The organism is Desulfonatronospira thiodismutans ASO3-1, from assembly GCF_000174435.1.
Classification (GTDB): Bacteria; Desulfobacterota; Desulfovibrionia; order Desulfovibrionales; family Desulfonatronovibrionaceae; genus Desulfonatronospira; species Desulfonatronospira thiodismutans.
In genome coordinates, this window is the sequence record NZ_ACJN02000004.1 from 228,504 (window position 1) to 254,788 (window position 26,285).

24 protein-coding genes and 5 tRNA genes are annotated in these 26,285 nt (G+C 52.6%); 4 read left to right on the plus strand and 25 right to left on the minus strand.

What is annotated here, in order from left to right; translation table 11 throughout:
• Window positions 1-25: 25 nt before the first annotated feature.
• The 16 genes from rpoB to DTHIO_RS18275 all read right to left on the minus strand — a co-directional run bounded on the left by rpoB (window position 26) and on the right by DTHIO_RS18275 (window position 11,802).
• Window positions 26-4,117: a DNA-directed RNA polymerase subunit beta gene (rpoB, locus tag DTHIO_RS18200; RefSeq protein WP_008871713.1), complete on the minus strand. Its 4,092-nt coding sequence runs from the start codon at window positions 4,115-4,117 to the stop codon at window positions 26-28.
• 480 nt (window positions 4,118-4,597) lie between these two features.
• Window positions 4,598-4,990 carry a 50S ribosomal protein L7/L12 gene (gene rplL, locus DTHIO_RS18205; RefSeq protein ID WP_008871714.1) on the minus strand — a complete coding sequence of 131 codons (393 nt, stop codon included), beginning with the start codon at window positions 4,988-4,990 and terminating at the stop codon, window positions 4,598-4,600.
• Window positions 4,991-5,026: 36 nt separating this feature from the next.
• Window positions 5,027-5,548, minus strand: a complete 522-nt coding sequence (gene rplJ, locus DTHIO_RS18210; protein WP_040419444.1) for a 50S ribosomal protein L10 — start codon at window positions 5,546-5,548, stop codon at window positions 5,027-5,029.
• Window positions 5,549-5,666: 118 nt separating this feature from the next.
• Window positions 5,667-6,371, minus strand: coding sequence for a 50S ribosomal protein L1 (gene rplA, locus DTHIO_RS18215; protein WP_008871716.1), 705 nt, complete (start codon window positions 6,369-6,371; stop codon window positions 5,667-5,669).
• A 20-nt stretch (window positions 6,372-6,391) separates the two neighbouring features.
• Window positions 6,392-6,817, minus strand: coding sequence for a 50S ribosomal protein L11 (gene rplK, locus DTHIO_RS18220; RefSeq protein WP_008871717.1), 426 nt, complete (start codon window positions 6,815-6,817; stop codon window positions 6,392-6,394).
• Window positions 6,818-6,836: 19 nt separating this feature from the next.
• Window positions 6,837-7,382 (minus strand): transcription termination/antitermination protein NusG, encoded by a 546-nt coding sequence (gene nusG / locus DTHIO_RS18225; protein WP_040419446.1) that lies wholly within the window; start codon window positions 7,380-7,382, stop codon window positions 6,837-6,839.
• A gap of 158 nt (window positions 7,383-7,540) precedes the next feature.
• A complete protein-coding gene (secE, locus tag DTHIO_RS18230; protein ID WP_008871719.1) occupies window positions 7,541-7,780 on the minus strand; it encodes a preprotein translocase subunit SecE in 240 nt (79 codons plus the stop codon).
• A gap of 21 nt (window positions 7,781-7,801) precedes the next feature.
• Window positions 7,802-7,878, minus strand: a tRNA-Trp gene (locus DTHIO_RS18235).
• Window positions 7,879-7,891: 13 nt separating this feature from the next.
• A complete protein-coding gene (gene rpmG / locus DTHIO_RS18240) occupies window positions 7,892-8,041 on the minus strand; it encodes a 50S ribosomal protein L33 (protein ID WP_008871720.1) in 150 nt (49 codons plus the stop codon).
• A 4-nt stretch (window positions 8,042-8,045) separates the two neighbouring features.
• Window positions 8,046-9,239, minus strand: coding sequence for an elongation factor Tu (gene tuf, locus DTHIO_RS18245; protein WP_008871721.1), 1,194 nt, complete (start codon window positions 9,237-9,239; stop codon window positions 8,046-8,048).
• A gap of 351 nt (window positions 9,240-9,590) precedes the next feature.
• Window positions 9,591-9,666: transfer RNA gene (locus tag DTHIO_RS18250), tRNA-Thr, on the minus strand.
• A gap of 22 nt (window positions 9,667-9,688) precedes the next feature.
• Window positions 9,689-9,765 (minus strand) — tRNA-Gly (locus DTHIO_RS18255).
• 112 nt (window positions 9,766-9,877) lie between these two features.
• Window positions 9,878-9,963, minus strand: a tRNA-Tyr gene (locus DTHIO_RS18260).
• 3 nt (window positions 9,964-9,966) lie between these two features.
• Window positions 9,967-10,042 (minus strand) — tRNA-Thr (locus tag DTHIO_RS18265).
• Window positions 10,043-10,241: 199 nt separating this feature from the next.
• A complete protein-coding gene (locus tag DTHIO_RS18270) occupies window positions 10,242-11,138 on the minus strand; it encodes an Mrp/NBP35 family ATP-binding protein (protein WP_008871722.1) in 897 nt (298 codons plus the stop codon).
• A gap of 52 nt (window positions 11,139-11,190) precedes the next feature.
• Window positions 11,191-11,802, minus strand: a complete 612-nt coding sequence (locus DTHIO_RS18275) for a protein-L-isoaspartate(D-aspartate) O-methyltransferase (RefSeq protein WP_050775248.1) — start codon at window positions 11,800-11,802, stop codon at window positions 11,191-11,193.
• A 526-nt stretch (window positions 11,803-12,328) separates the two neighbouring features.
• On the opposite strand from DTHIO_RS18275, the gene DTHIO_RS18280 reads away from it, so the two are divergent.
• Window positions 12,329-12,769, plus strand: coding sequence for a CBS domain-containing protein (locus DTHIO_RS18280; RefSeq protein ID WP_008871724.1), 441 nt, complete (start codon window positions 12,329-12,331; stop codon window positions 12,767-12,769).
• Window positions 12,770-12,796: 27 nt separating this feature from the next.
• Here DTHIO_RS18280 and wrbA read toward each other — a convergent pair whose 3' ends face one another.
• From wrbA to DTHIO_RS18295, 3 genes are all read right to left on the minus strand, one after another.
• Entirely contained in the window at window positions 12,797-13,405 is a 609-nt protein-coding gene (wrbA, locus tag DTHIO_RS18285) for an NAD(P)H:quinone oxidoreductase (protein WP_008871725.1), read from the minus strand.
• The gene (locus tag DTHIO_RS18290) at window positions 13,402-14,820 is read right to left on the minus strand and encodes a hypothetical protein (RefSeq protein ID WP_008871726.1); all 1,419 of its coding nucleotides are present in this window, start codon (window positions 14,818-14,820) and stop codon (window positions 13,402-13,404) included. Before DTHIO_RS18290 ends, wrbA begins: the two co-directional genes overlap by 4 nt.
• 66 nt (window positions 14,821-14,886) lie before the next feature.
• Window positions 14,887-15,687: a ParA family protein gene (locus DTHIO_RS18295; protein WP_008871727.1), complete on the minus strand. Its 801-nt coding sequence runs from the start codon at window positions 15,685-15,687 to the stop codon at window positions 14,887-14,889.
• Window positions 15,688-15,915: 228 nt separating this feature from the next.
• Between DTHIO_RS18295 and DTHIO_RS18300 the strand changes: the two genes are divergently transcribed.
• Window positions 15,916-16,671: an NlpC/P60 family protein gene (locus DTHIO_RS18300; protein ID WP_208596446.1), complete on the plus strand. Its 756-nt coding sequence runs from the start codon at window positions 15,916-15,918 to the stop codon at window positions 16,669-16,671.
• Window positions 16,672-16,921: 250 nt separating this feature from the next.
• Window positions 16,922-18,370 (plus strand): CCA tRNA nucleotidyltransferase, encoded by a 1,449-nt coding sequence (locus tag DTHIO_RS18305; RefSeq protein ID WP_008871729.1) that lies wholly within the window; start codon window positions 16,922-16,924, stop codon window positions 18,368-18,370.
• A gap of 156 nt (window positions 18,371-18,526) precedes the next feature.
• Here the strand turns inward: DTHIO_RS18305 and DTHIO_RS18310 are convergent, their stop codons facing one another.
• The 3 genes from DTHIO_RS18310 to DTHIO_RS18320 all read right to left on the minus strand — a co-directional run bounded on the left by DTHIO_RS18310 (window position 18,527) and on the right by DTHIO_RS18320 (window position 22,021).
• Window positions 18,527-20,179: an ABC1 kinase family protein gene (locus DTHIO_RS18310; RefSeq protein ID WP_008871730.1), complete on the minus strand. Its 1,653-nt coding sequence runs from the start codon at window positions 20,177-20,179 to the stop codon at window positions 18,527-18,529.
• Between the two features lie 145 nt (window positions 20,180-20,324).
• Entirely contained in the window at window positions 20,325-20,657 is a 333-nt protein-coding gene (locus tag DTHIO_RS18315; protein ID WP_008871731.1) for a phasin family protein, read from the minus strand.
• 20 nt (window positions 20,658-20,677) lie between these two features.
• Complete coding sequence (locus DTHIO_RS18320; RefSeq protein ID WP_008871732.1) at window positions 20,678-22,021, minus strand: TrpB-like pyridoxal phosphate-dependent enzyme; 1,344 nt, start codon at window positions 22,019-22,021, stop codon at window positions 20,678-20,680.
• Window positions 22,022-22,300: 279 nt separating this feature from the next.
• Here DTHIO_RS18320 and DTHIO_RS20160 point away from each other — a divergent pair, with 279 nt between their 5' ends.
• Window positions 22,301-23,086 (plus strand): lysophospholipid acyltransferase family protein, encoded by a 786-nt coding sequence (locus tag DTHIO_RS20160; protein ID WP_008871733.1) that lies wholly within the window; start codon window positions 22,301-22,303, stop codon window positions 23,084-23,086.
• Window positions 23,087-23,366: 280 nt separating this feature from the next.
• On the opposite strand, the gene DTHIO_RS18330 is transcribed toward DTHIO_RS20160, so the two are convergent.
• Genes DTHIO_RS18330 through infA form a run of 3 tightly spaced genes read right to left on the minus strand, consistent with a single transcriptional unit; the run spans window position 23,367 to window position 25,763 of the window.
• The gene (locus DTHIO_RS18330; protein WP_008871734.1) at window positions 23,367-24,599 is read right to left on the minus strand and encodes a peptidase U32 family protein; all 1,233 of its coding nucleotides are present in this window, start codon (window positions 24,597-24,599) and stop codon (window positions 23,367-23,369) included.
• Window positions 24,600-24,629: 30 nt separating this feature from the next.
• Window positions 24,630-25,487: a PHP domain-containing protein gene (locus DTHIO_RS18335; RefSeq protein ID WP_008871735.1), complete on the minus strand. Its 858-nt coding sequence runs from the start codon at window positions 25,485-25,487 to the stop codon at window positions 24,630-24,632.
• A gap of 57 nt (window positions 25,488-25,544) precedes the next feature.
• Window positions 25,545-25,763 carry a translation initiation factor IF-1 gene (gene infA, locus DTHIO_RS18340; protein ID WP_008871736.1) on the minus strand — a complete coding sequence of 73 codons (219 nt, stop codon included), beginning with the start codon at window positions 25,761-25,763 and terminating at the stop codon, window positions 25,545-25,547.
• Window positions 25,764-26,285 lie beyond the last annotated feature (522 nt).

Genomic DNA, 26,285 nt, shown 5'->3' on the forward strand with positions numbered 1-26,285 from the left:
GCTCTGCTCGGCGTCTGCGCGGCATCTATTTCCTGGACTTCTTTTTTTCATCCAGCAGCAGATCCACGTCCAGCCCCAGGGCCATAAGTTCCTTAATAAGTACGTTGAAGGACTCCGGCATTGCCGATTCCAGAAAATTGTTGCCCTTGACGATTTTCTCGTACATATTCACCCGTCCGGCAACATCGTCGGACTTCACGGTGAGGAACTCCTGCAGAAGATAGGAAGCTCCGTAGGCCTCGATGGCCCACACCTCCATCTCGCCCAGACGCTGACCGCCGAACTGGGCTTTACCGCCAAGGGGCTGCTGGGTGACCAGGGAATACGGCCCAGTGGATCTGGCATGGATTTTCTCATCAACTAAGTGATGCAGCTTGAGCATATACATGTTGCCCACTGTTATCCTGTTGTGAAAAGCATCCCCGGTACGTCCGTCGTACAGCACGGCCTTGCCGTCATCGCTCAGGCCTGCTTTCTTGAGCCAGGGCCAGATCTCTTCTTCCTTTGCCCCGTCGAATACCGGGGTCTTGGTAAGAATCCCGGGCTCCAGCTCCCGTACAGCCCTGACGAAACTTTCATCATCCATTTCTGCGGCCAGCCTGCTTATCTCAGGAGAGTTGAATATATCGTCCACTTCCTTTCTAAGGACCCCGACATCTACACCCTGCTCAAGCATCCTGCCCAGCTGCCTTCCCAGTTCCCGGGCCGCCCAGCCCAGGTGGGTCTCCATTATCTGGCCGATGTTCATCCGGGAGGGCACCCCCAGGGGACTAAGGACTATGTCAATGGGTGTTCCGTCATCAAAAAAGGGCATGTCCTCTTCAGGCAGAATGCAGGACACAACTCCCTTGTTGCCGTGCCTGCCGGCCATTTTATCGCCCACGTTGAGCTTTCTTTTGACCGCTACGTAGACCTTGACCATTTTGGTGACGCCGGGAGGCAGGTCGTCCCCCTCCACTACCTTGTCCCTCTTCTGAGAATAGACGTTCTGGATGAATTTGAGCTGTTCTTCGTAAAGCTTAATCAGGTGCTCGATGGCCTCGTTCACTTCCTTGCTGGCAAATGATCCGGCAAGTTTTTTCAGAGGGATCCTGTCCAGGTCTTCTCTTTGCAGGGTGCTGTTGGCCTCTGCCAGGACCTGTCCCTTCTTGCGGCCCATGATGGTCTGGGCCAGCCTCTTTCCGGAAACCACTTCCCAGATCCTGTCCCTGGTTTGGGCGGTGAGGCCCTGGACATGCTTTTCCTCGCTCTGGGCAAGCCTGTCCAGCTCTCTGTCCTCGATTATCCTGGTACGCTCATCCTTTTCGCCTGAGCGCCTGTTGAAGACCTTTATATCTATAACCGTACCCTCGATCCCGGGCGGAACCTTGAGGGAGGTGTTCTTGACGTCCCTGGCCTTGTCTCCGAATATGGCCCTGAGCAGACGCTCTTCCGGGGTAAGCTGGGTCTCCCCTTTGGGGGTGATTTTGCCCACCAGGATATCATCCTGCTGTATCTTGGCCCCGATCATGATGATCCCGCTGTCATCCAGGTACTTGAGCATGTCTTCGCCCACGTTGGGTATATCCCTGGTAATCTCCTCGGGTCCCAGCTTGGTATCCCTGGCAATGACTTCAAACTCCTCTATGTGTACAGAAGAGAATACGTCATCCTTGACCATGCGCTCGGAAATGAGAATGGAGTCCTCAAAGTTGTATCCACACCAGGGCATGAAGGCCACGGAAAGATTTTTGCCCAGGGCCAGTTCGCCGTCTACGATGCTGGGCCCGTCCGCCAGAACATCCCCGGCCTTGAACCTTTGATCGGGCAGCACCCTGGGCCTCTGGCCGAAGCAGCTGTTCTGGTTGGACTTGTGGTATTTCTGCAGATCATAGCAAACAGTGTCCTGGGAAGACTTGTCCGGGGGTTCATCATAGCTGACTATGACCTTATTGGCATCCACATAACGCACGATGCCGTCAGCCCTGGCAATCTCGCAACTGCCCGAATCCCTGGCCACCAGTCCCTCCATTCCTGTTCCCACCAGTGGACGTTCCGGCTTTAAAAGAGGCACGGCCTGGCGCTGCATGTTGGAGCCCATCAGTGCCCTGTTGGCGTCATCATGCTCCAGGAAAGGTATCAGGGCCGAAGAAATGGACACGATCTGGGTGGGAGAAACATCCATCAGGGTAACCTCGTCCCGGGGCATGAGATTGAGTTCGCCGTGTATACGCGAAGTAATCAGTTCCGAGGTGAATCTGCCCTCCTCATCCACGGGTGCATTGGCCTGGGCAATGACTTCGTCTGCTTCCTTGGATGCATCCAGGTATTTGACCTCATTGGTCACCATGCCGTCCTTTACAATGCGGTAAGGTGTTTCAATGAAGCCGAAGTCATTGACCTGGGCATGAGTGGTAAGGGATACGATCAGTCCAATATTGGGGCCTTCTGGTGTCTCAATGGGGCAGATGCGGCCATAGTGGCTGGGATGTACGTCGCGCACCTCGAAACCGGCCCTTTCCCGGGTCAGACCGCCCGGTCCCAGGGCTGAAAGCCTGCGCTTATGAGTCACCTCGGACAGCGGGTTGGTCTGATCCATAAACTGCGAAAGCTGCGAAGTGCCGAAAAACTCCTTGAGCACAGCTGTCACCGGCTTGGGATTAATAAGATCGTGGGGCATGAGAGTGGCTACTTCCTGCAGGCTCATACGCTCCTTCACCGCTCTTTCCATGCGCACCAGTCCGATGCGGTACTGGTTTTCAACCAGTTCTCCCACCGGGCGTACCCTTCTGTTGCCCAGATGATCTATATCATCTGCAGGACCGTGAGAGTCCTTGAGCTTTATCAGGTGCTTCACCACCCTCAAAATATCCTCGTTGGAAAGGGTCCTGTAATCCGTGGGCAGATTGAGCCCCAGTCTGGCATTGAGTTTGTATCTCCCCACAGGGGAAAGATCGTAATAGTCCGAATTGCGAAACAGGTTGTCAAAAAAGCTGGATGCAATTTCAGGTGTGGGAGGAGAACTGGGACGAAGCCTTTTGTATATTTCCACCTGAGCTTCGAGTTGATCCTGTGTCTTGTCAAGCTTCAGGGTATCCCGCAGGGAGGATGAAACATCCTGACCCCCTGTGTAGAGGATTTCAACATCCTCGATACCCGACGCAAAGATTTTGTCCACGACGTCCTGTTCCAGCGCATCCCCCACCTCTGCCAGGACTTCCCCTGTTTCAGGGTGTACCAGGTCGTGGGCCACAAACTGCTTGGGCAGGATCCCTGGATCGATCTCCATATGTTCCTTGGCCTTGGCCATCTGCCTCCAGACTCTCTTGGTCACGGGGCGACCGGCCCTTACAAGGACATTGCCCTCACTGTCCAGGATGTCCTTGTAGGCTATCTCTTTCCTGAAATGCGAGGACCTGACTTTGCGATAGACTTTCTGGTCCTTGAATTTCAGCTGCTCACGGTCATAGAAGTAGTTCAGGATGTCCTCCTCGCTCATGCCCAGGGCCTTGAGCAGGATGGTCACATACATTTTGCGGCGTCGGTCTATGCGCACGTATAAAATATCCTTGGGATCGAACTCAAAATCCAGCCATGAACCGCGCATGGGGATGATTCTGGAACTGTACAGGACCTTGCGGCTGGTATGCGTCTTGCCGGAGTCATGCTCGAAGATTATCCCCGGGGACCTCTGCAGCTGATTTACAATTATCCGCTCTGTACCGTTTATTATAAAAGTGCCCTTCTCCGTCATCAAAGGCAGGGTCCCGAAATAGATATCCTGCTCCTTGATATCGCGGACTGTGCGATTACCGCTTTCATCATCCACATCGTAGACTATGAGCCTGACCTTGATACGAATAGGGGCCTCATAGGTCAATCCTTTGGAGAGACACTCGGCCACGTCGTACTTGGGCTGATTGATTTCATAGCTTACATACTCCAGAGTGGCGGATTTGTTGAAATCCTCAATGGGAAAAACAGATCGAAACACCGCCTCCAGACCCTGGTCCTGGCGGTTCATGGGATCTGCTTCCTCCTGCAGGAAATTCATATAAGAATCCAGCTGGAGCTTTAAAAGATGCGGAACATCCAACCCGTATTCAATTTGACCAAAGTTCTTGGTAAATAGTCCCATTTTCTCCTCGCAGAATTGATTAAATCGTATCTGTTCAGCGCTTTATCATGTGGCAGGGAGACTGGCTCTTCCGGGACCCACTTGTCCTGGAAATCGAGTCATTTTGAGCACAAAATGAAGCTCAAGTAGATCCCGGAGCGCCTGTCCTCTGCTTTCCTTAGCAGCGCTAAACAGATACATTAGATCCTGTCCGACTTGTATCACCACAGCTGGACAGGGACAAATGCCCGGTTAAAAATCCTTGTAAACCGCATAAGACCTTTCTTTAACATGTATTAAAGGAAGGGCTTATACAATTTATCGATGTGAAAATATTTATGTAGCTGCCCTCTTTGGCAGGTGCTTATATCAGCCAGACAGCTGCTCATAAGAACTGTTCCCAGAAAATAAAAGAATTCAGAGGACACAGTTATCCATTTGGTGCTGTGCCCTCTGAATTAAACTTACGGTGCTGCGGCCCCTGAGGGCTGCAGGCTGTTTTTATTTAACTTCAACAGTTGCGCCGGCTTCTTCCAGTTGTTTCTTTGCTTCTGCTGCATCATCCTTGGACACGGCCTCTTTAATGGGGGAGGGCAGTTCGTCAACCTTTGCCTTGGCTTCCTTGAGTCCAAGGTTTGTAAGGGCCCTGACAGCCTTGATCACTCCAATCTTGTTGGACCCTACATCCTTGAGAACTACGTCGAATTCTGTCTGCTCTTCCTCTTCCGCTGCGGCCTCGCCTCCACCGGCTGCCGGGGCGGCGGCCATGGCGGCCACGGGAGCTGCAGCAGACACGCCGAACTTGTCTTCAAGCTCTTTAATGAACTCCGAGAGCTCCAGAACGGTCATATTGGAAATAAAATCGATCACTTGTTCCTTGGTAATATCAGACATTGATTCCTCCTGAAAAGTTTTTTGCTTTGGCTCGTCTTAACTGGTTTCCTTCTGTTCTTTTATTGCCTCAAGTGCATTCATCATATTGCGAATGAGATTGGCGAACAGGGAAACAAAATTGGTAGGCACCGCGTTCATTGTCCCCAGCATTTTGCCCAGCAGCTCTTCACGGCTGGGAAGTTCTGAAAGCTCCTTCATGGAGTCTGCTTCCAGGTACCTGCCCTCCAGGCTGGCAAAGCGGGTTTTGAACTTCTTGCTCTTTTTTTCAAAATCAACCAGGACCTTGGCCGCTGTCACCGGATCGTCATAGCCGAAGGCTATGGCGCAGCAGTCCTTGAACCTGTCTTTAACATCAGCATGAGGGGTCTCTTCAAAAGCTATCCTGGCCAAGGTGTTTTTCACCACCCTGAACTCTATGTTTTTGTCCCTCAAGGTACGGCGAAGCTGGGTCATTTCTTCGACCTTCATGCCCTGAAAGTCGGTGACCACGGCTATGACCGCCTTGTTTGCCTGCTGATGCAGATCCTGAATGATTTTGCCCTTGTCGTCTCTGTGCAGCACTTTATCACCTCTCTTTATACTATAGTATAAGAGCCAAAGCTGTCTCGACAGGAAATTAAGGGCTGCTGCCCGCCTGTTGTCTCTGACTCTCTAAAATATGTCGTGCTGAAAAAAGTTATTTCAGCAGGCCTCTGAGACTGGTTGAGTCAACCTTCACCCCAGGCCCCATTGTTGTGGACAGGGCCAGTCCTCTGAAATAAGTGCCCTTGGCAGTTGCGGGCTTGAGTTTTTGCAGGGTTTCCACCAGGGCCTTCAGATTGTCTCTGATCTTGTCCGGGCCGAAAGACACTTTGCCCAGCGGAGCATGAATGATGCCTGTACGGTCGACCTTGAAGTCTACCTTGCCCGCTTTGAGCTCTTTGATGGTATTGGCCAGGTCAAAGGTTACCGTGCCTGTCTTGGCGTTGGGCATAAGTCCTCTGGGGCCCAGCACCCTGCCGATCTTGCCCACCTGGGCCATCATGTCCGGCGTAGCCACTGCCTTGTCAAATTCCAGCCAGCCGCCCCTGATTTTTTCCACCAGCTCTTCTCCGCCGGCAGCATCAGCACCGGCTTCAAGGGCTTCATTTTCCTTTTCACCCTTGCAGAAAGCAACCACGCGTACATCCTTGCCCAGGCCGTGGGGCAGGCTGCATGCTCCACGAACCATCTGGTCTGCATGCTTGGGGTTTACGCCGAGCCTGACCGCTACGTCCACAGTCTCGTCAAATCTGGCAAAGGAAGCCTCAATGGCCATGCGCACAGCATCGTCCACAGGAAGCCTCTCGGTGGTATCAACATTCTTTCTGGATTCAATATATCTTTTTCCGCGTTTTGGCATAGCCTCTATCCCCTTGGAAGTTACTTTTCTACTTCAATGCCCATGCTTTTTGCAGTACCAACAATGGTTTTCCTGGCGGCTTTCATATCACTGGCAGTAAGATCAGGCATCTTGACCCTGGCTATCTCGTCCACCTGATCCTGGGTTACTTTACCCACTTTTACCTTTTTAGCCTCTCCAGTCCCCTTGTCCAGCTTTGCCGCCTTCTTGAGCAGCACCGGAGCCGGGGGGGTCTTGGTGATGAATGTGAAAGACCTGTCCTGGTACACGGTTATGACCACAGGAATTATCATTCCTTTGTCTTCCTGGGTCTTGGCGTTGAACGCCTTACAGAATTCCATGATATTTACGCCGTGCTGTCCCAGAGCCGGTCCAACCGGAGGTGATGGATTCGCTGCTCCACCAGGAATCTGCAATTTGATTTTCGCCTTTACTTTTTTGGCCATTTAAATCCTACCTCTTTTGTCAGCTTTTGGATACCTGTACAAAATCCAGCTCAACCGGAGTCTGTCTGCCGAATATGGACACAGAAACCTTGAGTTTTCCTTTGTCGTAATTTACATCTTCTACCACGCCGTTGAAGTTGGCGAAGGGACCATCGACAACCCTGATCTCGTCGCCCCGGGCAAAGTGAAACTTGGGTCTCGGCTGCTCTTTTCTGGACTGCACAGTGGACAGGATTTTATCCGCCTCTGCATCCGTAATGGGAGAAGGCTTGTTTTTGCTGCCGATAAACCCGGTGACTTTGGGAATGGATTGAATAAGATGCCAGGATTCGTCGTTGAAGACCATCTTTACCAGCACATACCCGGGAAAAAACTTGCGGGTTGAGGTCTTTTTCTGGCCCTTTACCAGTTCCACGACCTGCTCAGTGGGAACCACGATTTCTTCAATGAGCCCCTTGTCCTGGCCGGTGCGCATCATTTCTTTGATGGTACGCTCCACCCGCTGTTCATAGCCGGAATAGGTATGTATGATATACCATCTGGGTTTTTGAGCTGTTTCTTCCATAAAATTGATTACCAGCCTGCTGATATTGTCCCTCTTGCACAGCAGCATTATTTTGACTGCTGAATCTTTACTTCCGGGAACTGTAAATAAATGATAAGTGTCGGGCCTGTGAATTGTCCTGGCGGTGTTTGATGGCCGCAGCAGGTGATTGGACAGCGTTATGGAAGAATGAGCGCTACCAGTCTGGAAAATATAAAATCCGCAATCCCCAGATATATGGACACGATAATAACCAAGGCAACAACTGCCAGAGCTGTACTCAAAGTCTCCTTGCGGGTGGGCCAGGTGACTTTTTTCAGTTCTCCCTTGACCTCTTCCAGGTACTCTTTGGTGTGCTCATACTTGGCTTGGAGATTTCCTTGCGGCTCTGTTGTTTCTTTTTTCTTTTTTTTGGTCATCCGGTATCACTCAATGAGTTGTGGCAGGCCAGGAGGGACTCGAACCCCCAGCCCTCGGATTTGGAGTCCGATGCTCTGCCAATTCGAGCTACTGGCCTGCATTATATTAAGCTACTTGCTTTCCTTGTGCGGCAGGTGTTTGCCGCAGAACGCGCAGAACTTTTTCAACTCCAGCTTGGAGGTTGTGTTCTTTTTGTTTTTGCAGGTAGCATAATTCCTTCGCTTGCACCCGCTGCATGAAAGCAGGATATTTACACGCATATCTTTACTCCACGATTTCCGAGACCACGCCTGCGCCCACGGTGCGTCCGCCCTCGCGGATGGCGAACCTCAGGCCCGGATCCATGGCTATCGGAACTATCAGATCCACATCAAAAGTCGTGTTGTCCCCGGGCATGACCATCTCCACTCCGTCCGGCAATGTCACTACACCGGTCACATCAGTGGTCCGGAAATAAAACTGCGGACGGTATCCGGAAAAAAACGGGGTATGACGACCACCCTCTTCCTTGTTCAATATATACACCTCAGCCTTGAAACGACGGTGAGGCTTGATGGACTTGGGCGCTGCCAGAACCTGACCACGCTCAACATCATCACGCTTGATACCACGCAGAAGCACCCCAACGTTATCACCGGCCTGACCCTGATCCAGTACCTTGCGAAACATCTCCACACCAGTGCAGACAGTCTTGCGGGTATCAGTCATTCCGACTATCTCCACCTCGTCGCCAACCTTGATGATGCCGCGCTCAACTCGGCCGGTAACAACTGTACCCCGACCGGATATGGAAAACACGTCCTCAATGGGCATAAGAAATGGCTTGTCAATGTCGCGCTTGGGCTCAGGAATAAAGTCATCGCAGGCCTGCACTATCTCCCAGATGCTCTTGGCATCCTCGGAGTCCGGATCATCAGTCTCCAGGGCCTTCAAGGCACTGCCGCGAACCACCGGAACATCATCACCGGGAAAATCATACTTGCTTAAAAGCTCGCGAACCTCCAGCTCCACCAGCTCCAGAAGCTCGGGATCATCAACCAGATCCACCTTGTTCAGATAAACAACTAAACTGGGCACTCCCACCTGGCGGGCCAGCAAAATATGCTCACGAGTCTGGGGCATGGGTCCGTCCGTAGCTGCCACAACCAGAACAGCTCCATCCATCTGAGCCGCACCAGTGATCATGTTCTTGATATAGTCAGCGTGACCGGGACAATCCACATGGGCATAGTGACGATTGGGCGTCTCATACTCCACGTGAGCGGTTGCAATGGTAATGCCGCGCTCCTTCTCCTCAGGAGCCTTGTCTATCTTGTCAAACGCCACAAACTGACCACTGCCCTTCAAGCTAAGCACTTTGGTAATAGCTGCGGTCAATGTGGTCTTGCCATGGTCAATATGGCCTATGGTACCTATATTAACGTGCGGCTTCTTGCGGTCAAACTTAGACTTTCCCATCTCTTACTCCCCTTACTTGATTTTTAGTATTTTGCAGAGCGGTTGTAACCTTATAAACCATCAGCCTGTAAAACAGACAGCCTGTGCTTGACGTCTGAAACACCCGGCAGATTGAGCCCGGATACAGCCTTTACCGTAACTGACGGAGAGCCTGTGGAAAATCTGCAGACCGACTGCTGATTTTCACGGCTTTCTTAACCGTCTTTATATCTGTTCAGCACTTCATGCAAAGCAGGGGGCAGCCCCGATATCACATTCATAGCGCTGACAGATACCTGTCTTTTAAATTTTGTTGCGCCTCTGGGACATCTGTCAGCAAAAAAGCCGGAAGACAGAAATTTGCTGCTGGGATGGAGCCCACGACCGGACTTGAACCGGTGACCTCTTCCTTACCAAGGAAGTGCTCTACCGACTGAGCTACGTGGGCCTGTATATGACATGCACACAAGTGGAGCGGGAAACGGGACTCGAACCCGCAACCCTCAGCTTGGAAGGCTGATGCTCTAGCCAATTGAGCTATTCCCGCCAGTCTTGTAGTCCAGCAACAGGTCTGTCCTGTCTCCTACAATAAAAAGGCCCGATTCAGTTGACTCCCGGCACAGTCCGGGCGTATATTTAAATCTGATCTTTTGTTTAAGTGGTGGAGGGAGGAGGATTCGAACCTCCGAAGGCTTACGCCGACAGATTTACAGTCTGTTCCCTTTGGCCACTTGGGTATCCCTCCGTGTGGAGCTGGCGATGGGACTTGAACCCGCAACCTGCTGATTACAAGTCAGCTGCTCTACCAATTGAGCTACGCCAGCCGCTTAAGAAATGAAACATATAATCTTGCTTGTTAAAATGCAACCCTTTTATCTTAATTTTTTAATTTTTTTTCCAAAGCCTTTTTCAAAAGGCACCAAACGCGGCTTGAGCCGCACAATCCACCGGGAAAATCTTGACCTCTGATTTTGAATCCCCAAATCCCCCAATCCCTCAAATCCCCAAATTACATCCCAATACTTAAAACTTGTGCGAAGTGGACACCGCCTCCAGGCTGTCTTTGGCCGCCTTGTCCACTTTAGCGGCCAGCCGGGCATGAGCATCTTTTGCCGGGGATGGTTTGCTGCTCAAAACCACGGGCGTGCCCTTTTCAGCAGCATCGATGCTGGCCGGGTCAAGGGGAATAGAGCCAAGAAAATCAATTCCGTACCTCGTCGCCAGCGCCCTGCCTCCTCCGGCCTTGAACAGGGCGATGTCTTTGCTGCAGTGTGGGCAGACCATGCCGCTCATGTTTTCCACCAGGCCCAGGATATTGGCTTTGGCGTACTGCAGAAAGTTGACCGCCTTGCGCACATCCGCCAGGGACACTTCCTGGGGCGTGGTGACCACAATGCACAGGGCGTCGGGAATGGTCTTGAGAACCGTCATGGGCTCATCGCCGGTTCCCGGAGGCGAGTCAACCACCAGGTAGTCCAGATCTCCCCACCGCACATTGGAGATAAACTGCCTGATAGCGGACGTCTTCATGGGGCCCTTCCAGAGTATGGCCTGGTCTGGGTCCTTCAGAAGAGATTCCATGGACATCACCGATAGACGCTCATTGTATCTTTTGGGCTCTATAAGGCTTTGATTGCCCACCTCAAGAAGTCCGGTGATTCCAAGGAGGCGGGGCACGCTTGGACCATGAATATCCACATCAAGAAGCCCGGTCCTGTTGCCTTCAGCGGCCAGTGCAGCTGCCAGATTGACCGCTACAGAACTCTTGCCCACCCCGCCTTTGCCGCTCATAATAAAAATCTTGTACCTGATCCTGGAAAGAACGGAACTTAAGAGCTCTTCCTGTGATCTGCTCTGGCGGGAATCTGCACTGTGCCCGGCCTCGCCCGGGTTACAACCTTGTCTGCCCTCCTGGATCATATCCGCCGACTCCTGAAATTATGCATTTTTCTGCAACATCCTTATTTCCCGCCTACCAGCCGAACTTGCCCACCAGGTCTACAAAGGCCACACTGCCCATATTTTCCCTTTTTATTTCCCCCCTGTCTTTAATAACACGCAGCAACTGCTGGTGCCTCTTGCTTTCACCCACCGGTATGACCAGTATTCCGGGATCATCAAGCTGTTCCATCAAAGGGGCGGGCACCTCAGGCCCTCCTGCGGTCACCAGGATACGGTCGAAAGGGGCCTGTTCGGGCCATCCTGCTGTCCCGTCATCCAGCTTGGTTTTCACATATAAATATTTCAGCTGGTTGAAACGCTGTCTGGCTGCCTGATAAAGGGCCTTGATCCTTTCCACAGTATAGACATCTGCTCCCATCTCCGCAAGGACTGCAGCCTGGTAGCCCGATCCGGTGCCGATTTCCAGCACCTTCATTCCCGGCTTCACCTCGAGCATGGCGCTCATCATGGCCACCACGTAGGGCTGGGATATAGTCTGCCCATGGCCGATGGGCAGGGGATGGTCCGCATATGCCTGCGCCTGCAGGGCCTCGTCCACAAACATATGCCTGGGAACCCTGCGCATGGCCCGCAGCACTTCTTCATCCTTGATTCCACGGGCCTCTATCTGTTCCCGGACCATCTTTTCCCGGACTCTTTTAGGATCAACGCTCAATTTCTACACCACCGGACAGCAGTTTAATCGTAACCATTCAGGGGGCAGAGACCGGCCAGGGGGACAGTCCCCGCGACACTTTTACTGCCAATATGAAAAGTACAGACGCAAAATTTTGTGAAGCTTCATAATCATAACTTAGCGGGGGCAGTCCCCTGGCCTTGTGCCATCAGCCACCAACGAGGTCCCCCTGAATGGTTACGATTAATCAGTTTCGCACTACCTGCAACCAGAAAACCGCGGGAACCAGGTCTGTCTTCATAAAAAGTTTTTCAACCTCTGTCCATTTATAATTTCTGGATACCTGGCAGGCAGATGCGTGTCCCCTGAAACAACCGCCTGAAACAACTGATTCATACGGTTCAAGAGGACTGTCCCAGGCCCGAGAGATTGTTTGACTATCGCACGGGGCAAAGGTAATGATATTTCCGGGAAAAGGCAAAGTGACCTCGAGGATAAACGGCTGCAAAATAAAGAGTCAAGGCAGGAATTTATGCTTACTGTAAAGGATCTCATGACCCGGGACATTTTTACTCTGCAGGCAACGGACAACCTGGCCCTGGCCAGGTCTCTCATGGACCTGGCGCGCATCAGGCATATACCCATTGTGGATCATGACATGTGTTTTACAGGTCTGATCACCCACCGTGATATACTTTCAGCCACTGTTTCCAAACTGGCAGGAGTGGACTCTCAGACCCAGGAAGAGCTGGATATGGGTATTCCGGTTCAGGAAATCATGAACACCAGGGTCAAGACCATTCACCCCGATGACAACCTCAGGGATGCCGCAAGCTTGCTCCTGGAGCACAAGTACGGCTGCCTGCCGGTGGTGATGGATGATAAACTGGTGGGTATCCTCACTGAGGCAGACTTCCTGAGCCTGACCATAAGCCTCATGGACGCCCTGGGCGAGGATCATGAGCTGCCCTGAAATCAGCCCGGGCATGCCGGGAAAGGATCAGGCCAGCCTGGCCGCAATGCCGGCTACATGCCCGCCCTGAAACATGGCTGCGTCCAGTTCGTTTTGACTGGGCATCCGCGAACCATCGCTGTCTGCGATAGTAGATGCTCCGTAAGGTGATCCGCCGGTGACTTCCTGAGTGCCCATCTGCCCCTGGAAGGTATACGGCAGTCCAACCACAACCATGCCGTGATGCAGAAGGGTAGTGTGAAAACTGAGCAGGGTGGACTCCTGCCCGCCATGCTGAGTGGCGCTGCTGGTGAAAACACTTCCAGCCTTGCCCACCAGAGCACCCCTGGCCCACAGACTCCCGGTACCGTCCAGAAACTGGCGCATCTGCCCGCACATATTTCCAAATCGAGTGGGCGTCCCGAATATGATGCCCTGGGCTTCTTCCAGCTCCTCCACCGTACATACCGGTATATCCTGCATCTCTTTTGCGGCTTCGAGGGCTCCCATTTTTTCCAGGATGTCGCTGCTCAAGGTTTCAGGCACCCTTCTAAGATCAACCCGGGCTCCGGCAACCCTGGATGCCCCCTGGGCCGCGGCCCGGGCCATAGCCAGAACATGGCCGTACATGGAATAAAAAACAACTTTTATAATCATTTCTTTTCACCTTTTTTAAATCCCAGGGATGCGAGTATCTTTTCCCATACGCCCGGGTTGTGCCTTGGCTGCTGCAGATAATTAAGCCCCATCCATACGCCGTGAGAAGCCGCCATCTGAAAATCTTTTCTGGCTGCAAATTCCTTGCCCTGCTTCAGCAGCACCACTCCGCGATTGTGATAGGCTTCGCCGAAATCTGGCTTTAGATTGACTGCTGTGCTGAAATCGTTCAGGGATTCCTGCATCCTGTATTCGTCCATGTTGGCAAGACCCCGGTCATTGTGCAGTTCGGCCCGCTCCGGGTCTTTTTCAATGGCTGCTGTCAAAAACTCTATGGCCTGCTGCGGCGCAACGTAGCTTACCCCGTTCCACAATTTGTCAGCTTTGTTTCTCCAGTCGTTTGCAGACATTTTCCCTCCGCTTTCCTCTTGTATACTTTTATCCTCGCCTATCTTGTTCATCTTCTCAACCTTGTCCAGAAGTTCCTTTTTTTCGCCTTCAAGGCCTTTGTTATGCTGCTCCAGGCGCGAAATCTTTTCCTGCAGCTCCACTGCATTCTCTTTCAGGGACTGCACTTCCTCGGTCAGTTTGCCTTTTTCTCCGGCCTCCTGCTCCAATCTCTTTTCTTTTTCCTGCAGCTTCTCTTCCAGTTCTTTTTGGATCCGGGCGTTACTGTCAACCTCTGACTTGAGTTCCAGCAACTGCTGATCCTTGTCTTTTATTTCCTGATCCAGGATTTCATCTCTGGCTTTGAGCTTTTCTTCCAGTTCTTTCCGGGCCTGGGCATTACTGTCAACCTCAGACTTAAGCTCCTGTATCTGCTGATCCTTGTCCTTTATTGCCTGCTCCAGGTCTTTATCTCTGGCTCTTAGTTTCTCTTCCAGCTCTTCCCGGGCCTGAATGTTTCTGTCCAGTTCTGCCTTCAGCTCCTTTTCCCTGTTCTGGTGCTGGGACAAAAGCATGACTTTGCTGGACAGATCGTCTTCCAGTCCTTCCTTCTGAGAGCGGAGCTGTTCCAGCTCATTGTCTTTTTCCTTCTTGTCCTGCAAGGCCTGGTCAAGCCGGGCCTGGATATAAAAGTAGTCCCGCTCCAGACGCTCCATCTCCTGCACAAGATTCTGCATGCGCTCCATGATCTGGGCTTTGGTTTCCTTAGAGCCGGGCATTTTTTTGGGATCATACCCTTCTGCCAAAGCCTCGTCCTGAGAATCTTCGCTTTGATCCTGCCGGGACTTTTTTTCTTCCTGTTCTTCTTTGCTTAAAGGAACACTCTCTCCCTGGGAGATGCCGATCTCTCTTTTCAGACTGCTTTCCACCTGGTCACTCAAGAGACTTTTCAGTGCCTGTCCGCTTTCATTCTGAAACCTTTTTTTCTTACTCTGTCTGTTCTGCTTGCTTTGCTTCTGCTTGGCCATAACACTTCCTTGGAGTAGGTTGATCCTGTCTTTTATTTTTATCTGACTGTGGCAAAAGCCCTGGCTTTAATGCTTTTGCATCTGATCCAGCCTGGCCACCATTTCCCGGGCAAAGGCCATATAATCCAGGCATCCTGCTGACCTTGGCTCCATATCACACACGCACCTGTTGCTCAGATTGGCCTTGTTGATGGCTGTATTCCTCCGGACAACACTTTTGAAAAGCAGGTCCTGAAAATATTGCTCAATGGCTTCGCGTACGGTTTTGCCTGCTGTAGTCCGCCCGTCGAACATGGTAATCAGGGCACCCAGCAGTCGGATGCCGGAGTTGCTGTCCTCCCGGATGGCCTCCATGGCCTGCATGAGATGTCCCACGCCCTGCAGGGCATATACTGATTCACCTTCTATGGGAAGTATGTAATAGTCGGAAGCGGCAATGGCGTTGGTTATAAGGGCTCCTTCTATCTGCGGGGGGCAGTCCACAAGGATATAATCGTGTTTGCGGCCCGTTTCTGCAAGCTCTGCAAGCCTGTTTTTCAGGCCGAAAATGCGCTTGGCGGAGTTGGCAGGCAGCCCTGCCACAAGGGAGTAGGTATTCAGGTTGGCCGGGATGAGGTCAACATTGTAAGGGGTGTGCACCAGGCACTTTTCAGTGGCAAGATCCCGGTCAGCCAGAAGGTTGCCCACGGAATATTCGTGTTCAAATGGATTGCTGCGGCTCAGGGTCAAGGTGGAGTTGCCCTGCGGGTCGAGGTCGACAACCAGCACTTTGTATCCCTGCAGAACAAGGATATGGGCCGTATTGACCACGCTGGTGGTCTTTCCTACGCCCCCTTTGTAGTTGGAAAAGGAAATCACCCTGCTCATAGATTATTAACCGGCACGTAAGGGCAGGCCTGCTGAACAAACCCGGCTACAGAATTTTTAAAAGTAAATTAGTCCATACATAAGCGCAACCTGCCTGTTTAGTCAATGCCTGACAGGGTGGAAACATAGGAAATATAGCTGCAAAAAGCAAAAACGCGCAGGACTGGAAACACTTCCTTTTTGCAGATGCCTCTTGACACTGACTGTAAAATCGGAAAAAAATCCAGCATGCTGAAACAGCTTCCTGGTATTCTCAACCTGCTGCTGATATTTGTCCTGCTTTGCGCCTGCGCGCCGAGGGAACCTGCACCGGATCATCCTCCACCGAAAAAAAAGCTGGACAGTATGCAGTACAGCATCCAGGCCGGAGCGTTTTCTGTTCTGGACAATGCTGTATCCCTTATGGAAAACCTGAAGCAGCAGGGTCTGGAAGCCTATTACTTTAAGGACGAAGACGGTCTGTATAAAGTCCGTGTGGGCAATTTTTCAGACTTCCAGCAGGCAGGACAAAAGGCCCAGGACCTCAGGAGACAGGGTGTATTGCAGGAATACTTTGTTGTGGATCCACAAAGCTATCCTTCAGCCCGGGCAGTTGAAAAAGGCACCGACTACGTCCGCAGCCGGCTGGTGGAGACAGCCCGGGAGTTCATCGGTGTGCCTTACAAGTGGGGAGGGTCGTCCCCGGATTCCGGGTTTGACTGCAGCGGACTGACCATGGTGGTTTACCGCCACAACGGCCTGGATCTTCCCAGGGTGGCAGCCAGGCAGTACCAGGCAGGCACCCCTGTACCCCGGGACTCCCTGCAAAAGGGAGACCTGATATTCTTCGACACCCGGGACAAGGGCAAGGTGACCCATGTTGGCATCTATATCGGTAACGGCCGATTCATTCACGCCCCTTCCAGCGGGCGCGACGTCACCAGGGCCAGCCTTTCTTCTCCCTATTTCCGCAACCGTTACCTGGGAGCCAGGTCTTATCTATAGAGCAACTGACTGCCCTCTTTAGGCTTACTCCTGAAACCCTGCCTGCCCCCTTAAGCAACGCTGAAAGCGTTCCTGTGGAGCAGGGTTTAAGTGGGGTCATAAAAAACAAGAAATAGTTATCAGTTAATAGTTAATTGCTGAAGAACAAAAGCCAAAATTAACTGACTTACCCCATTAACAATTAACAAATAACAGATAACTGGGATGCGGGCAAAGCCTGCCTTAGTGTAATAAAAGGCAATACATTTTCATGTCCCCTCACAATCTTCATCATCCATTTTCAGGCTCCCATGCCCCGTGCAGCCCTGCCGCCCACAGCCTTTCCAGCCTTCCTGACCATCCGGAAATAGCCGCGGCCTTAGATGTAATACGCATCATGAAAACTCTGGGCTTCACTGCTCTCATGGTTGGCGGAGCAGTCCGGGACATTCTCCTTGAACGCCCGGTCAGGGACGTGGACCTGGCCTCGGATATGCCTTTAGAGAGCCTGCGTAAACATTTCAGGGCCTTTGAGACAGGCAGGAGCCGCCTTTTTCATACCCTGTGCATAGTCCATCAGGGGCAGCATCTGGAAACCACTCTTTTCAGAACAAAACATTCTCTGCCCGCTGAAAGACCAGACCAGGAAGATACAAAGCACAGCCTGTTTTTACAGGACGCCCGGCACCGGGATTTCACCATAAACGCCATGGCCCTGGATGAACAGCTGGACCTGCTGGATCCCTTCCACGGCAAAAAGGATCTGGACCGGGGACTGATCCGGGCGGTGGAAAATCCCCGGGAACGTATAACCGAAGACCCCCTGCGCATGCTCAGGGCGGCTCGCCTTGCCTGTGAACTGGATTTTGAAATAGAGGAGAAAACAGCTCTGAGCATATCCGGGTTGGCCCGGGATATATCCGACGTGGCCCCGGAAAGGCTGGGGCGGGAAATACTGAAAATGGCCTCCCTGAGCGGACCGCGGTTCGCAAGAGGCATCAGGCTCCTGGACCGGCTGGGGCTGCTGCCGGTCGTGCTGCCCGAGGTTGACGCCCTCAAGGGACTCTACCATGACCCCAGGCATCATCCGGAAGGTGATGTATTCATACACACACTAAGAGCCATCCAGTGCAATGACCTTGCTCATGACTCCCTGAATATGGCTTTGCTGGCCCATGACCTGGGCAAGACGGACATTGCCGCCCGGCACCCCGGCACGGGCTTCTACCGCGGTCATGACCGCGCCGCGGAATATATAATCCGGCAAATGGGCCAAAGGCTGAGGCTTCCAGGGAGGATAACCAGGGCCATGCAGGCAGTGGCTGCTAACCACATGCGCATGCATGGTCTTGATGAAATGCGGCCATCGAAAATCCTGGAGATGGTTGAGCACCCCCACTGGGCCCTTCTGGCCAGGGCCTCCGTCTGCGATCATGCAGCCCGGGGGAAAGAGCACGGGAAGTTACAGCAGAAAAAAATTGCGCTTGCCCTGAAAAAAATCAGGCCCTTGCTGAATGAAGCCACCGGGAAAACCAGGCCGGTTATAACCGGCAACCAGGTCATGCAGGCCGCCGGGATCCCCCCGGGGCCCATGGTGGGAAGGATTATCCGGGAAACCACAGCCTGGGCCAGGGACAACGGTATACAGGATCAAAACCTGATACTTGATTACGCCAGAAATCTGGCCCAGGAACTACAAAAGGAAAACACCCGCTCCTGAAAGACTCAAACCCAACACCCCAGAATCCCTGAATCCCCAAATCCCCTAATCCCCAAATCCCCAAATCCCTAAATCCCTGAATCCCTAAATCCCTGAATCCCCAAATCCCCAAATACCTAAATCCCTGAATCCCTGAATCTCAGTAAAAGTAAATCGTCACCTTTTCCTGGAACGTACCATGGCCATAACTAACCTGAGACTCAGGAAAACAGCGATGATGTAGCCCACTACCCCGAGAGCGGGATAACCCCACAGCCTGGGTCCCGTGTCCGCCATTATGATCATGCCAGAGCCCAGAAACAGGGCCCCGGTGACAATACCCACCACCAGCCGGTTGACCACTCTTTCCAGTGTGGACTGCAGTCCCTCCAGGTTCTGGTGCTGAAAGCGTATGGCCAGTTCCCCCCGGTCCAGCTTGCTGATGATATCCATGGTCTGACGCGGCAGCTCATACTGAAATCTCATCAGGTATCTGATATTTTTCTGCAGGCCCTTCAAAAGATTGGATGGACTGAACCGGTTTTTGCTCATCCTGCGGACCATGGGCTCTGCTTCCTTGATAACGTCTAAATCCGGGTAGAGCATCCTGGCTGTCCCCTCGGCAGTAACCAGGGCCTTGATCATTATGGACAGATCCGTGGTCAGTATCCTGCCGTGATTTCTAAGCAAAGTGGTCAGCTCCATGAGCAGCTGGCCCAGGTTTACCTCTTTTAAAGGCAGCCGGGTGAAATGGCTGACCACCTCCAGGACCTCGTTTTGAAGCATGCCCCGGTTTACATTTTCCCGGCCGGTGGTAAAGGAAATAAGTATTTCCGTTACCTCCTCGACGTCATTGTCCACCACCGCGCCTATGAGGTCTATGAGCTCGTAGCGCACCTTGTTGGTAAGACGGCCCACCATGCCCCAGTCCAGGAGAATCATATTCTCATCCTCGTCTATGAGGATATTTCCCGGATGGGGATCGGCATGGAAAAAACCCTGCTCCAGGACCTGGCGGATGGAGAAATTAAGCCCCCTCTTGGCCAGGCTGGCCCTGTTCTTGAGTTCACTGACCCTGACGTCTTTCATCTTGCTGCCACGGGACAGCTCCATGGTTATGACCAGTTCTCCGCAAAGTTCGGGATACACTTCCGGTATCAGAATCTTTTCCTCGGGCAGGGTGTGTGTGCGTACCACCTGCATGTTGCGCATTTCCTGGGCGAAATTGAGTTCCTGAAGCATGAGCTTCCTGATACGCTGTACCAGTTGAGGAAGGTTGTATACCTTGAAGGACTCCATACGCCCGTCCAGGCGGATGGCTATCCTTTCCAGTATGTCCATATCGCTTTTGATGGTTTCAGCGATATCCGGACGCTGAATTTTCAGGGCTACTTCCTGGTTGCTGCCCTTGAGCCACGCCTTGTGCACCTGGGCCAGTGAAGCTGCTGCAATGGGGGTCTCCTCGATTTCGGAAAATATATCTTCCAGGGGCTGAGCAAAATTATCCTGCAGGACTTTTCTAATCTCGGAAAACTCTTCAGCCGGCACGTCATCCTGCAGTTTGCGCAACTCCTCCAGAAGTTCCCTGGGTAGCAGGTCAGCACGCTGGGAAAGAATCTGGCCGCATTTTATAAAGGTCGGCCCCAGTTCTTCCAGCACCATGCGCATACGCTCCCACCTGGTAAGATGCATGGTATGCACCCTGATCTTTTCCAGGTATTTGCGTCCAGGAACATCTAAGCGGTCCACCACGTCGTCAAACCCGTATTTGACCAGGGTGGTTACTATTTCCCGGAAGCGCCCCAGGTGGGCTATAGCTCGTATATCCATTCAGTTTACCCCATATTAAGGATGCACCTGCAAAAAGTGTAGACTGCCTTTTTGCAGGTGCGTCTTGAAGGGAACAGGATTTTATATGGTCCAGCCTCTGCCCGGCATTTCCCGTTAAAAAACTGCCCAGGCAGCAAAAACAGGGCTATTCCTTCTTTTCCGCCTGCATTTTCAGGCTTTCCAGCGCGGACACCCTGTCTTCCAGGCTGGATACTCTGGCCTCCAGGTCCTGAACTTCTTCGCGTCCAGCCAGTTCCAGCCTTTCACGTCCAGTCTTGACCGTGTTCAACAGCCACTCCTGGACTTCCGACTGCTGATTTTCGCTCTTCTGAATAAATTCCCGGACCAGACTCTCTCCTTCCTCGGCGGAAATCTTTCCCTTTTCCACCATCTGGTTGACCTTCTTTTCCAGTTCTTCTGCTGTCACCACCACCAGCCCAAGACCGGTAAGAACCCCTTTTTTAAATACATCCAGCATAATTTTTTCTCCTTTTTTTGCTAAATTTCCGGGCATTCCGACAGAGACTTTTCGATCTCGTCGTCGGAAAAGGCCTGATCCTTGAGTTCACCCTTGAGATAAGCATCATAGGATCCCAGGTCCAGCAACCCATGGCCGGAATAAAGAAAAACTACCACCTGGCCTGGATCAGCCTCTTTTGCCGCATCAATGGCGGCTTTGATGGCATGCGCCGTTTCCGGGGCGGGCAAAAACCCTTCAGTCTGCATAAACAGCCTGGCTGCGTCAAAAACTTCGTTTTGAAAATATGCCCTGGCCTCCAGAAGCCCCAGCTTGGCCGCGTGGGACACTATGGGCGCCTCACCGTGGTATCTTAAGCCCCCGGAGTGAATGGGCGGCGGGAAATACCCATGCCCCAGGGTATACATCTTGATAAGCGGAGTCTGCCTGGCCATGTCCCCGTAATCATAAGCAAATCTGCCCTTGGTCAGAGTGGGGCAGGCCTGCGGCTCCACGGCCATGAACCGGATCTTTTGACCCTCGAGCTTTTCCGGCATGTACGGCAGGACCAGACCACCAAAGTTGCTGCCCCCTCCAACGCAGCCAATGAGTACATCCGGGGTTTCGCCTGCAATCTCAAGCTGTTTCTTGACTTCCAGCCCGGTTATGGTCTGATGATGGATAACATGGTTCAAAACACTGCCCAGGGCGTACTTGGTGTCATTATTCTGTGCCGCATCTTCCACGGCCTCGGAAATGGCCAGCCCCAGGCTGCCCCCGGAATTGGGATCCTGTTCCAATACTTTACGGCCCACACTTGTATGCCTGGAGGGCGAAGGGAAAACTTCACCCCCGTAGGCCCGGATAATTATCCCACGGTAGGGCTTCTGGTCATAGCTGCAGCGGACCATGTACACAGTGCATTTCATGTCCAGCATTTTGCAGGCAAATGAAAGGGCCGTGCCCCACTGGCCGGCACCTGTCTCTGTGGCCAGACGGCGCACCCCTTCCATCTTATTGTAGTATGCCTGGGCCACTGCGGTGTTGGGCTTGTGCGAGCCCGCCGGGGACACGGATTCATCCTTGTAGTAGATCCTGGCTTTGCTCCCTATGGCCTGCTCCAGCCGCCTGGCCCTTACCAGAGGTGAAGGCCTGTAAAGTCTGTATATCTCCTGAATAGGCTCAGGTATGTCAATCCAGCGCTCCCCGGACATCTCCTGCTCGATAAGAGACATGGGAAATATCGCCGAGAGCTTTTCCGGTGCTATGGGCTTTTTGGTCTCCGGATCCAGAGGCGGGGCCATGGGTTCTGGAAGATCCGGCATAACATTGTACCAGCTGGTGGGCATATCCTTTTCTTCAAGTAAAATCTTGGTCTGCTGCATGCTGCTTTCTCCTTGTAGGTGAACTGGAATTCGTGCTTAGTCCTGGACATCTACTATAGCCCGGGATCTTTTTCAAGCAGGGGCTTCCGGCTTGATCTCCTTGCATTTCGGCACAGGTTTGCATAAGCAGTTGGATGTAGCATGGACAATCCCCGGCCGGATATTTTGAAAACCGGAAAAAACCTTTTTTTGCTTGTAACTGTTCACCATGATAATTGGTTTTGAGCTTTCATCTCTGCACTTTTATTTTCGACTTGGAACTCACAGGACTCTGAACATATGAAGTGGATAAGGTGTGTATTTCGCATTGCAGCTTCCCTGGCCCTGGCAGCCTGCTATGCCCTGGCCTCCTGCACCGTGGCCATACTGGTGCGCGATTTCAATCAGAGGCTGCACTGGTATTCCAGGAACACAGGCTTTTTCAGCCCACTGCTCCTGAAAATCATGGGAGTCAGGGTGAACATTGTGGATCATACCGGGGGCCAGGGCATCAGACCCGGTACCCTTTTGGTCTGCAACCATCTTTCCTACAAGGATATTTTTATCCTGTCCTCATTAAGGCCTATGTTGTTTATATCTTCAGTGGAGCTTTCCAGGACCTTTTTTCTGGGGCGCATGGCCAGGTTCGGCGGCACAGTATTCGTGGAGAGACGCAGTCCAGCAGGGCTTCGCCGGGAAATAAGGCAGATCTCGGATCTTTTGAGGCAGGACTTTGTTCTGACCCTCTTTCCCGAAGCCGGGACCTCCGACGGAGAGGGGCTTTTTCCCTTCAAGCCGGCCCTTTTTCAGTCCGCCATACAGGCCGGCACCAGGGTTCAGCCGGTATGTATCCGCTACTGCGCCCTGGACGGAAGGCCGGTCAATTCCGCCCGGCGCAGGCGAGTGGTCTGGCACCGCACACTTTTTATCACCCACATATTAAAACTCTTCACCCACTCCCGGGTCCAGGCCGATGTGGAGATCTTCAGCCCCATAAACGCAGCTGATAAATCCCGCAAAGATATCATGCAGCAGTCCTTCAGACTCATCCAGGACTGCTACCGGCAGGAACTGGAAAGATACTGATTTCGTAACTATTCAGCACCCTTGAACGAAAAGCCAGGGGCCGGGGGTTCGGCAAACTGGGCGTAAACTGTCTGAGCGACGTAGGAAGCGTTAATCAAAACCGTTAAACACTCAACTTGATTCAAAGCATAACATAAATTGAAGCTTTTCTGGTTGAAAAACTTGAAGAGGTTTTGATTTACGCTTCCTTGGAGCGAGTTTTTACGTCCTGTTTGCCGAATTTCCGGACCACTGGGAGTCATATCATTAAGGTGAACAGTTACCTGATTTCAACCGAAAATCAGGCCCGGCGCAGGAGCAGGTGCTCTGTGACAAGCTCATTGCCGGTGGTCAAAACCACCTGCTGACCTGAATGCGCGGTTTGCAGCTCTTCCTGGTTTATTCCCTCCAGGAGGTAATCTCCCTGCCGCAGTCCTGGCCTTTCAAGCCCCGGCAGCACCAGCTCCAGGTCCATGTCCCGGGACCACCTGGACTTGACCTGTACTAACCACCTCTGCCCTCCCAGCTTCTTTTCCACGCTGGCCAGGATCTTTTTACGCCCTGATTCCAGGGCAGGTTTGCTGAAGATTTTGTTTGCAGGCAGGAAGAACCCGGACCCCAGGGGCCTGCTGCTTACGCTGGCCAGCTCTTCAAGGTACAGCCCGGGCCTGAAATCACCACGGGCAAGATCGTCCAGGGCTGTCCTGTATACGTCTGTAGTCACCCCCAGGTAGGACACACTCTTCATACGCCCCTCGATCTTTATAGAAGAAATCCCCTGACGCCGAAGCCATCCCAGAAACCTGACCAGGCAAAGATCCTGGGAACTGAAAATCCTGGAATAGCCTTCCTCCTCCCAGACCTGCCAGGTGATCTCCCCGGGTCTTGTCCTTTCCTCCAGGGCCAGGGCCCTGGCCCTGTAGTCAAAACGGCAGGGATGGGTGCAAAGACCCTGATTGGCGGATCTTTTATTCAGATGAGCACTGAGCAGACAATGTCCGGACAGGGCCATGCACATGGCCCCGTGCACAAACATTTCCAGCTGCGGCAGGCCGGTCTGGCGGGACATCTCCCGGATATCCGTCAGGGAAAGCTCCCTGGCCAGGTTGACCCTGTCCACTCCATGCTCTTTCCAGAATCGCGCCGAGGGGGCATTGTATGTTCCGGCCTGGGTGCTCAGGTGCAAAGGGATATGAGGGGCATGCTCCCGGGCCATGGAAATAACCCCGGGGTCGGCTGCAATTATCCCGTCCGGCTTTATTTCGGCCAGAAGTTCGAGGTATTTGCGGACTTTTTGCAGGTGTTTCTGAGGCAGGATGGCGTTGAGGCAGAAATATACCCTGGCCTTTGATCTGCGGGCCAGGTCCAGGGCCTGGGGCAGGCTTTCAAAGTCAAATCCAGCGGCTTTGCTGCGCAGGTTCAGATGTGTTCCGCCCAGGTAGACCGCGTCAGCACCGTAGAAAAGAACTGTCTGCAGACGCTTCAGGTCACCGGCCGGACATAAAAGTTCCGGGAGGATTGCGGGATCTTTCACCGGGGACTCCTGTGGCCTTATGACCGGGTCCTAAACCCAGAGCCCGTTCTCAAGTCTTTTCTCCTTCAGGGCCTTTAGAAGAGCATAGGAAAGATTGAGATTGCCCCGGCCGGAACCAAGTCCTATTTCCGGTTTGACTGAACCGTGAAAATCCGAGCCTCCTGTGGGCAGCAGGTCAAGCTCACGGCACAGAGAGGCATAAATCTCTGTCTGTTCAATGGTATGTTCGGAATAAAACACCTCCACTCCGTCCAGACCCAGATCCTTGAGGCGTACAAGCTCCCGGCGCAAGGCATCAGTATCCAGCTGCAAGGAGAAAGGATGGGCCAGGATCACCAGGGCGTTTTCATCCTTTAAAACCGATATGGCCTTTTCCGGGTCGAATTTCTCTTTGGGCACGTAGGCTTTACCTGTAGACCCCAGGTAGCGGTCAAAACACTCCTGAACCGAGGTCACCACGCCTTTATCCATGAGAACACGCGAAATATGCGGCCTGCCTACCGAGGCATCTCCGGCCAGGGTCTGCACCTCGGCATAGCTTATATCTATCCCCAGCTTCTGCAGTTTTTCAATGATGACCTCGTTTCGCATGTTCCTTTTGTCCCGCAGTTCCTGCATGGCCTTGTTCAGGGCCGGGGCATCGGACCTGAGCCACAGCCCCAGGATATGCATGAGCCCTGGATATTCAACGCTCAGTTCACAACCGGGGACCACCTCCAGGCCCAGGTCATTCCCGGCCTGCAGTGCCTGCATAAGTCCTTTGGTGGTATCATGGTCAGTAAGGGCCAGGGCTTTAAGGCCTATGTTCCTGGCGTGGCTCACAAGCTCATACGGGGTCATGGTCCCGTCAGAAGCCGTGGAGTGTGTGTGCAGGTCAATTTCGGACATGTTTACTGGCAATTAAGCTATAGAGAAAGCAGGGGCTGCGGCAGGCACATATGCGGGTTATTTGAAACGGTAGGTGATGCGGCCGCGGGTAAGATCGTACGGGGACAGTTCTACCTTGACCCTGTCTCCGGGCAGAATACGGATGTAAAATTTGCGCATCTTTCCGGAAATATGTCCCAGGACCTCATGCCCGTTGTCCAGCTTTATCCTGAACATGGCATTGGGCAGGGCCTCTTCCACTACGCCCTCGACTTCTATGGATTCCTCTTTGGCCATACTTTCTCCTTTCGTGCATTAATCTTTCCTAATTACGGCCATCTACAGCACATGTCAAGATTTTTCGTCAGCAACACTTCCGCCCTGTCCCGCGCCTCACATCCCCCTAAATCATGACAGGCAATCATATTACAGATAACTACCATTTCAGCTCAGTCATTTAAGTACGTTGATGTCACACAAGGTTGTCAGTTTATGAGTGCAGCACGGACCACTCCCCTCCTTGGTTAAGGAGGGGCCGGGGGTGGTTCGTTCTGATTAACCACTTCCTTATCCAGATTCCCGCAGGTTCGGCTATGTCGCTGTCACGAAAACTTGTCATTTTATGCCTGCGGCACGGACCACTCCCCTCCTTGGTTAAGGAGGGGCCGGGGGTGGTTCGTTCTGATTAACCACTTCCTTATCCAGATTCCCGCAGGTTCGGCTATGTCGCTGTCACGAAAACTTGTCATTTTATGCCTGCGGCACGGACCACTCCCCTCCTTGGTTAAGGAGGGGCCGGGGGTGGTTCGTTCTGATTAA

Excerpts from the sequence above, each read along its gene's own strand:
- rpoB (WP_008871713.1), bottom strand. The coding sequence starts at position 4,117 with ATGGGACTATTTACCAAGAACTTTGGTCAAATTGAATACGGGTTGGAT.
- rplL (WP_008871714.1), bottom strand. The coding sequence starts at position 4,990 with ATGTCTGATATTACCAAGGAACAAGTGATCGATTTTATTTCCAATATG.
- rplA (WP_008871716.1), bottom strand. The coding sequence starts at position 6,371 with ATGCCAAAACGCGGAAAAAGATATATTGAATCCAGAAAGAATGTTGAT.
- rplK (WP_008871717.1), bottom strand. The coding sequence starts at position 6,817 with ATGGCCAAAAAAGTAAAGGCGAAAATCAAATTGCAGATTCCTGGTGGA.
- nusG (WP_040419446.1), bottom strand. The coding sequence starts at position 7,382 with ATGGAAGAAACAGCTCAAAAACCCAGATGGTATATCATACATACCTAT.
- secE (WP_008871719.1), bottom strand. The coding sequence starts at position 7,780 with ATGACCAAAAAAAAGAAAAAAGAAACAACAGAGCCGCAAGGAAATCTC.
- rpmG (WP_008871720.1), bottom strand. The coding sequence starts at position 8,041 with ATGCGTGTAAATATCCTGCTTTCATGCAGCGGGTGCAAGCGAAGGAAT.
- tuf (WP_008871721.1), bottom strand. The coding sequence starts at position 9,239 with ATGGGAAAGTCTAAGTTTGACCGCAAGAAGCCGCACGTTAATATAGGT.
- DTHIO_RS18270 (WP_008871722.1), bottom strand. The coding sequence starts at position 11,138 with ATGATCCAGGAGGGCAGACAAGGTTGTAACCCGGGCGAGGCCGGGCAC.
- DTHIO_RS18275 (WP_050775248.1), bottom strand. The coding sequence starts at position 11,802 with ATGGTCCGGGAACAGATAGAGGCCCGTGGAATCAAGGATGAAGAAGTG.
- DTHIO_RS18280 (WP_008871724.1), top strand. The coding sequence starts at position 12,329 with ATGCTTACTGTAAAGGATCTCATGACCCGGGACATTTTTACTCTGCAG.
- wrbA (WP_008871725.1), bottom strand. The coding sequence starts at position 13,405 with ATGATTATAAAAGTTGTTTTTTATTCCATGTACGGCCATGTTCTGGCT.
- DTHIO_RS18290 (WP_008871726.1), bottom strand. The coding sequence starts at position 14,820 with ATGGCCAAGCAGAAGCAAAGCAAGCAGAACAGACAGAGTAAGAAAAAA.
- DTHIO_RS18295 (WP_008871727.1), bottom strand. The coding sequence starts at position 15,687 with ATGAGCAGGGTGATTTCCTTTTCCAACTACAAAGGGGGCGTAGGAAAG.
- DTHIO_RS18300 (WP_208596446.1), top strand. The coding sequence starts at position 15,916 with ATGCTGAAACAGCTTCCTGGTATTCTCAACCTGCTGCTGATATTTGTC.
- DTHIO_RS18305 (WP_008871729.1), top strand. The coding sequence starts at position 16,922 with ATGTCCCCTCACAATCTTCATCATCCATTTTCAGGCTCCCATGCCCCG.
- DTHIO_RS18310 (WP_008871730.1), bottom strand. The coding sequence starts at position 20,179 with ATGGATATACGAGCTATAGCCCACCTGGGGCGCTTCCGGGAAATAGTA.
- DTHIO_RS18315 (WP_008871731.1), bottom strand. The coding sequence starts at position 20,657 with ATGCTGGATGTATTTAAAAAAGGGGTTCTTACCGGTCTTGGGCTGGTG.
- DTHIO_RS18320 (WP_008871732.1), bottom strand. The coding sequence starts at position 22,021 with ATGCAGCAGACCAAGATTTTACTTGAAGAAAAGGATATGCCCACCAGC.
- DTHIO_RS20160 (WP_008871733.1), top strand. The coding sequence starts at position 22,301 with ATGAAGTGGATAAGGTGTGTATTTCGCATTGCAGCTTCCCTGGCCCTG.
- DTHIO_RS18335 (WP_008871735.1), bottom strand. The coding sequence starts at position 25,487 with ATGTCCGAAATTGACCTGCACACACACTCCACGGCTTCTGACGGGACC.
- infA (WP_008871736.1), bottom strand. The coding sequence starts at position 25,763 with ATGGCCAAAGAGGAATCCATAGAAGTCGAGGGCGTAGTGGAAGAGGCC.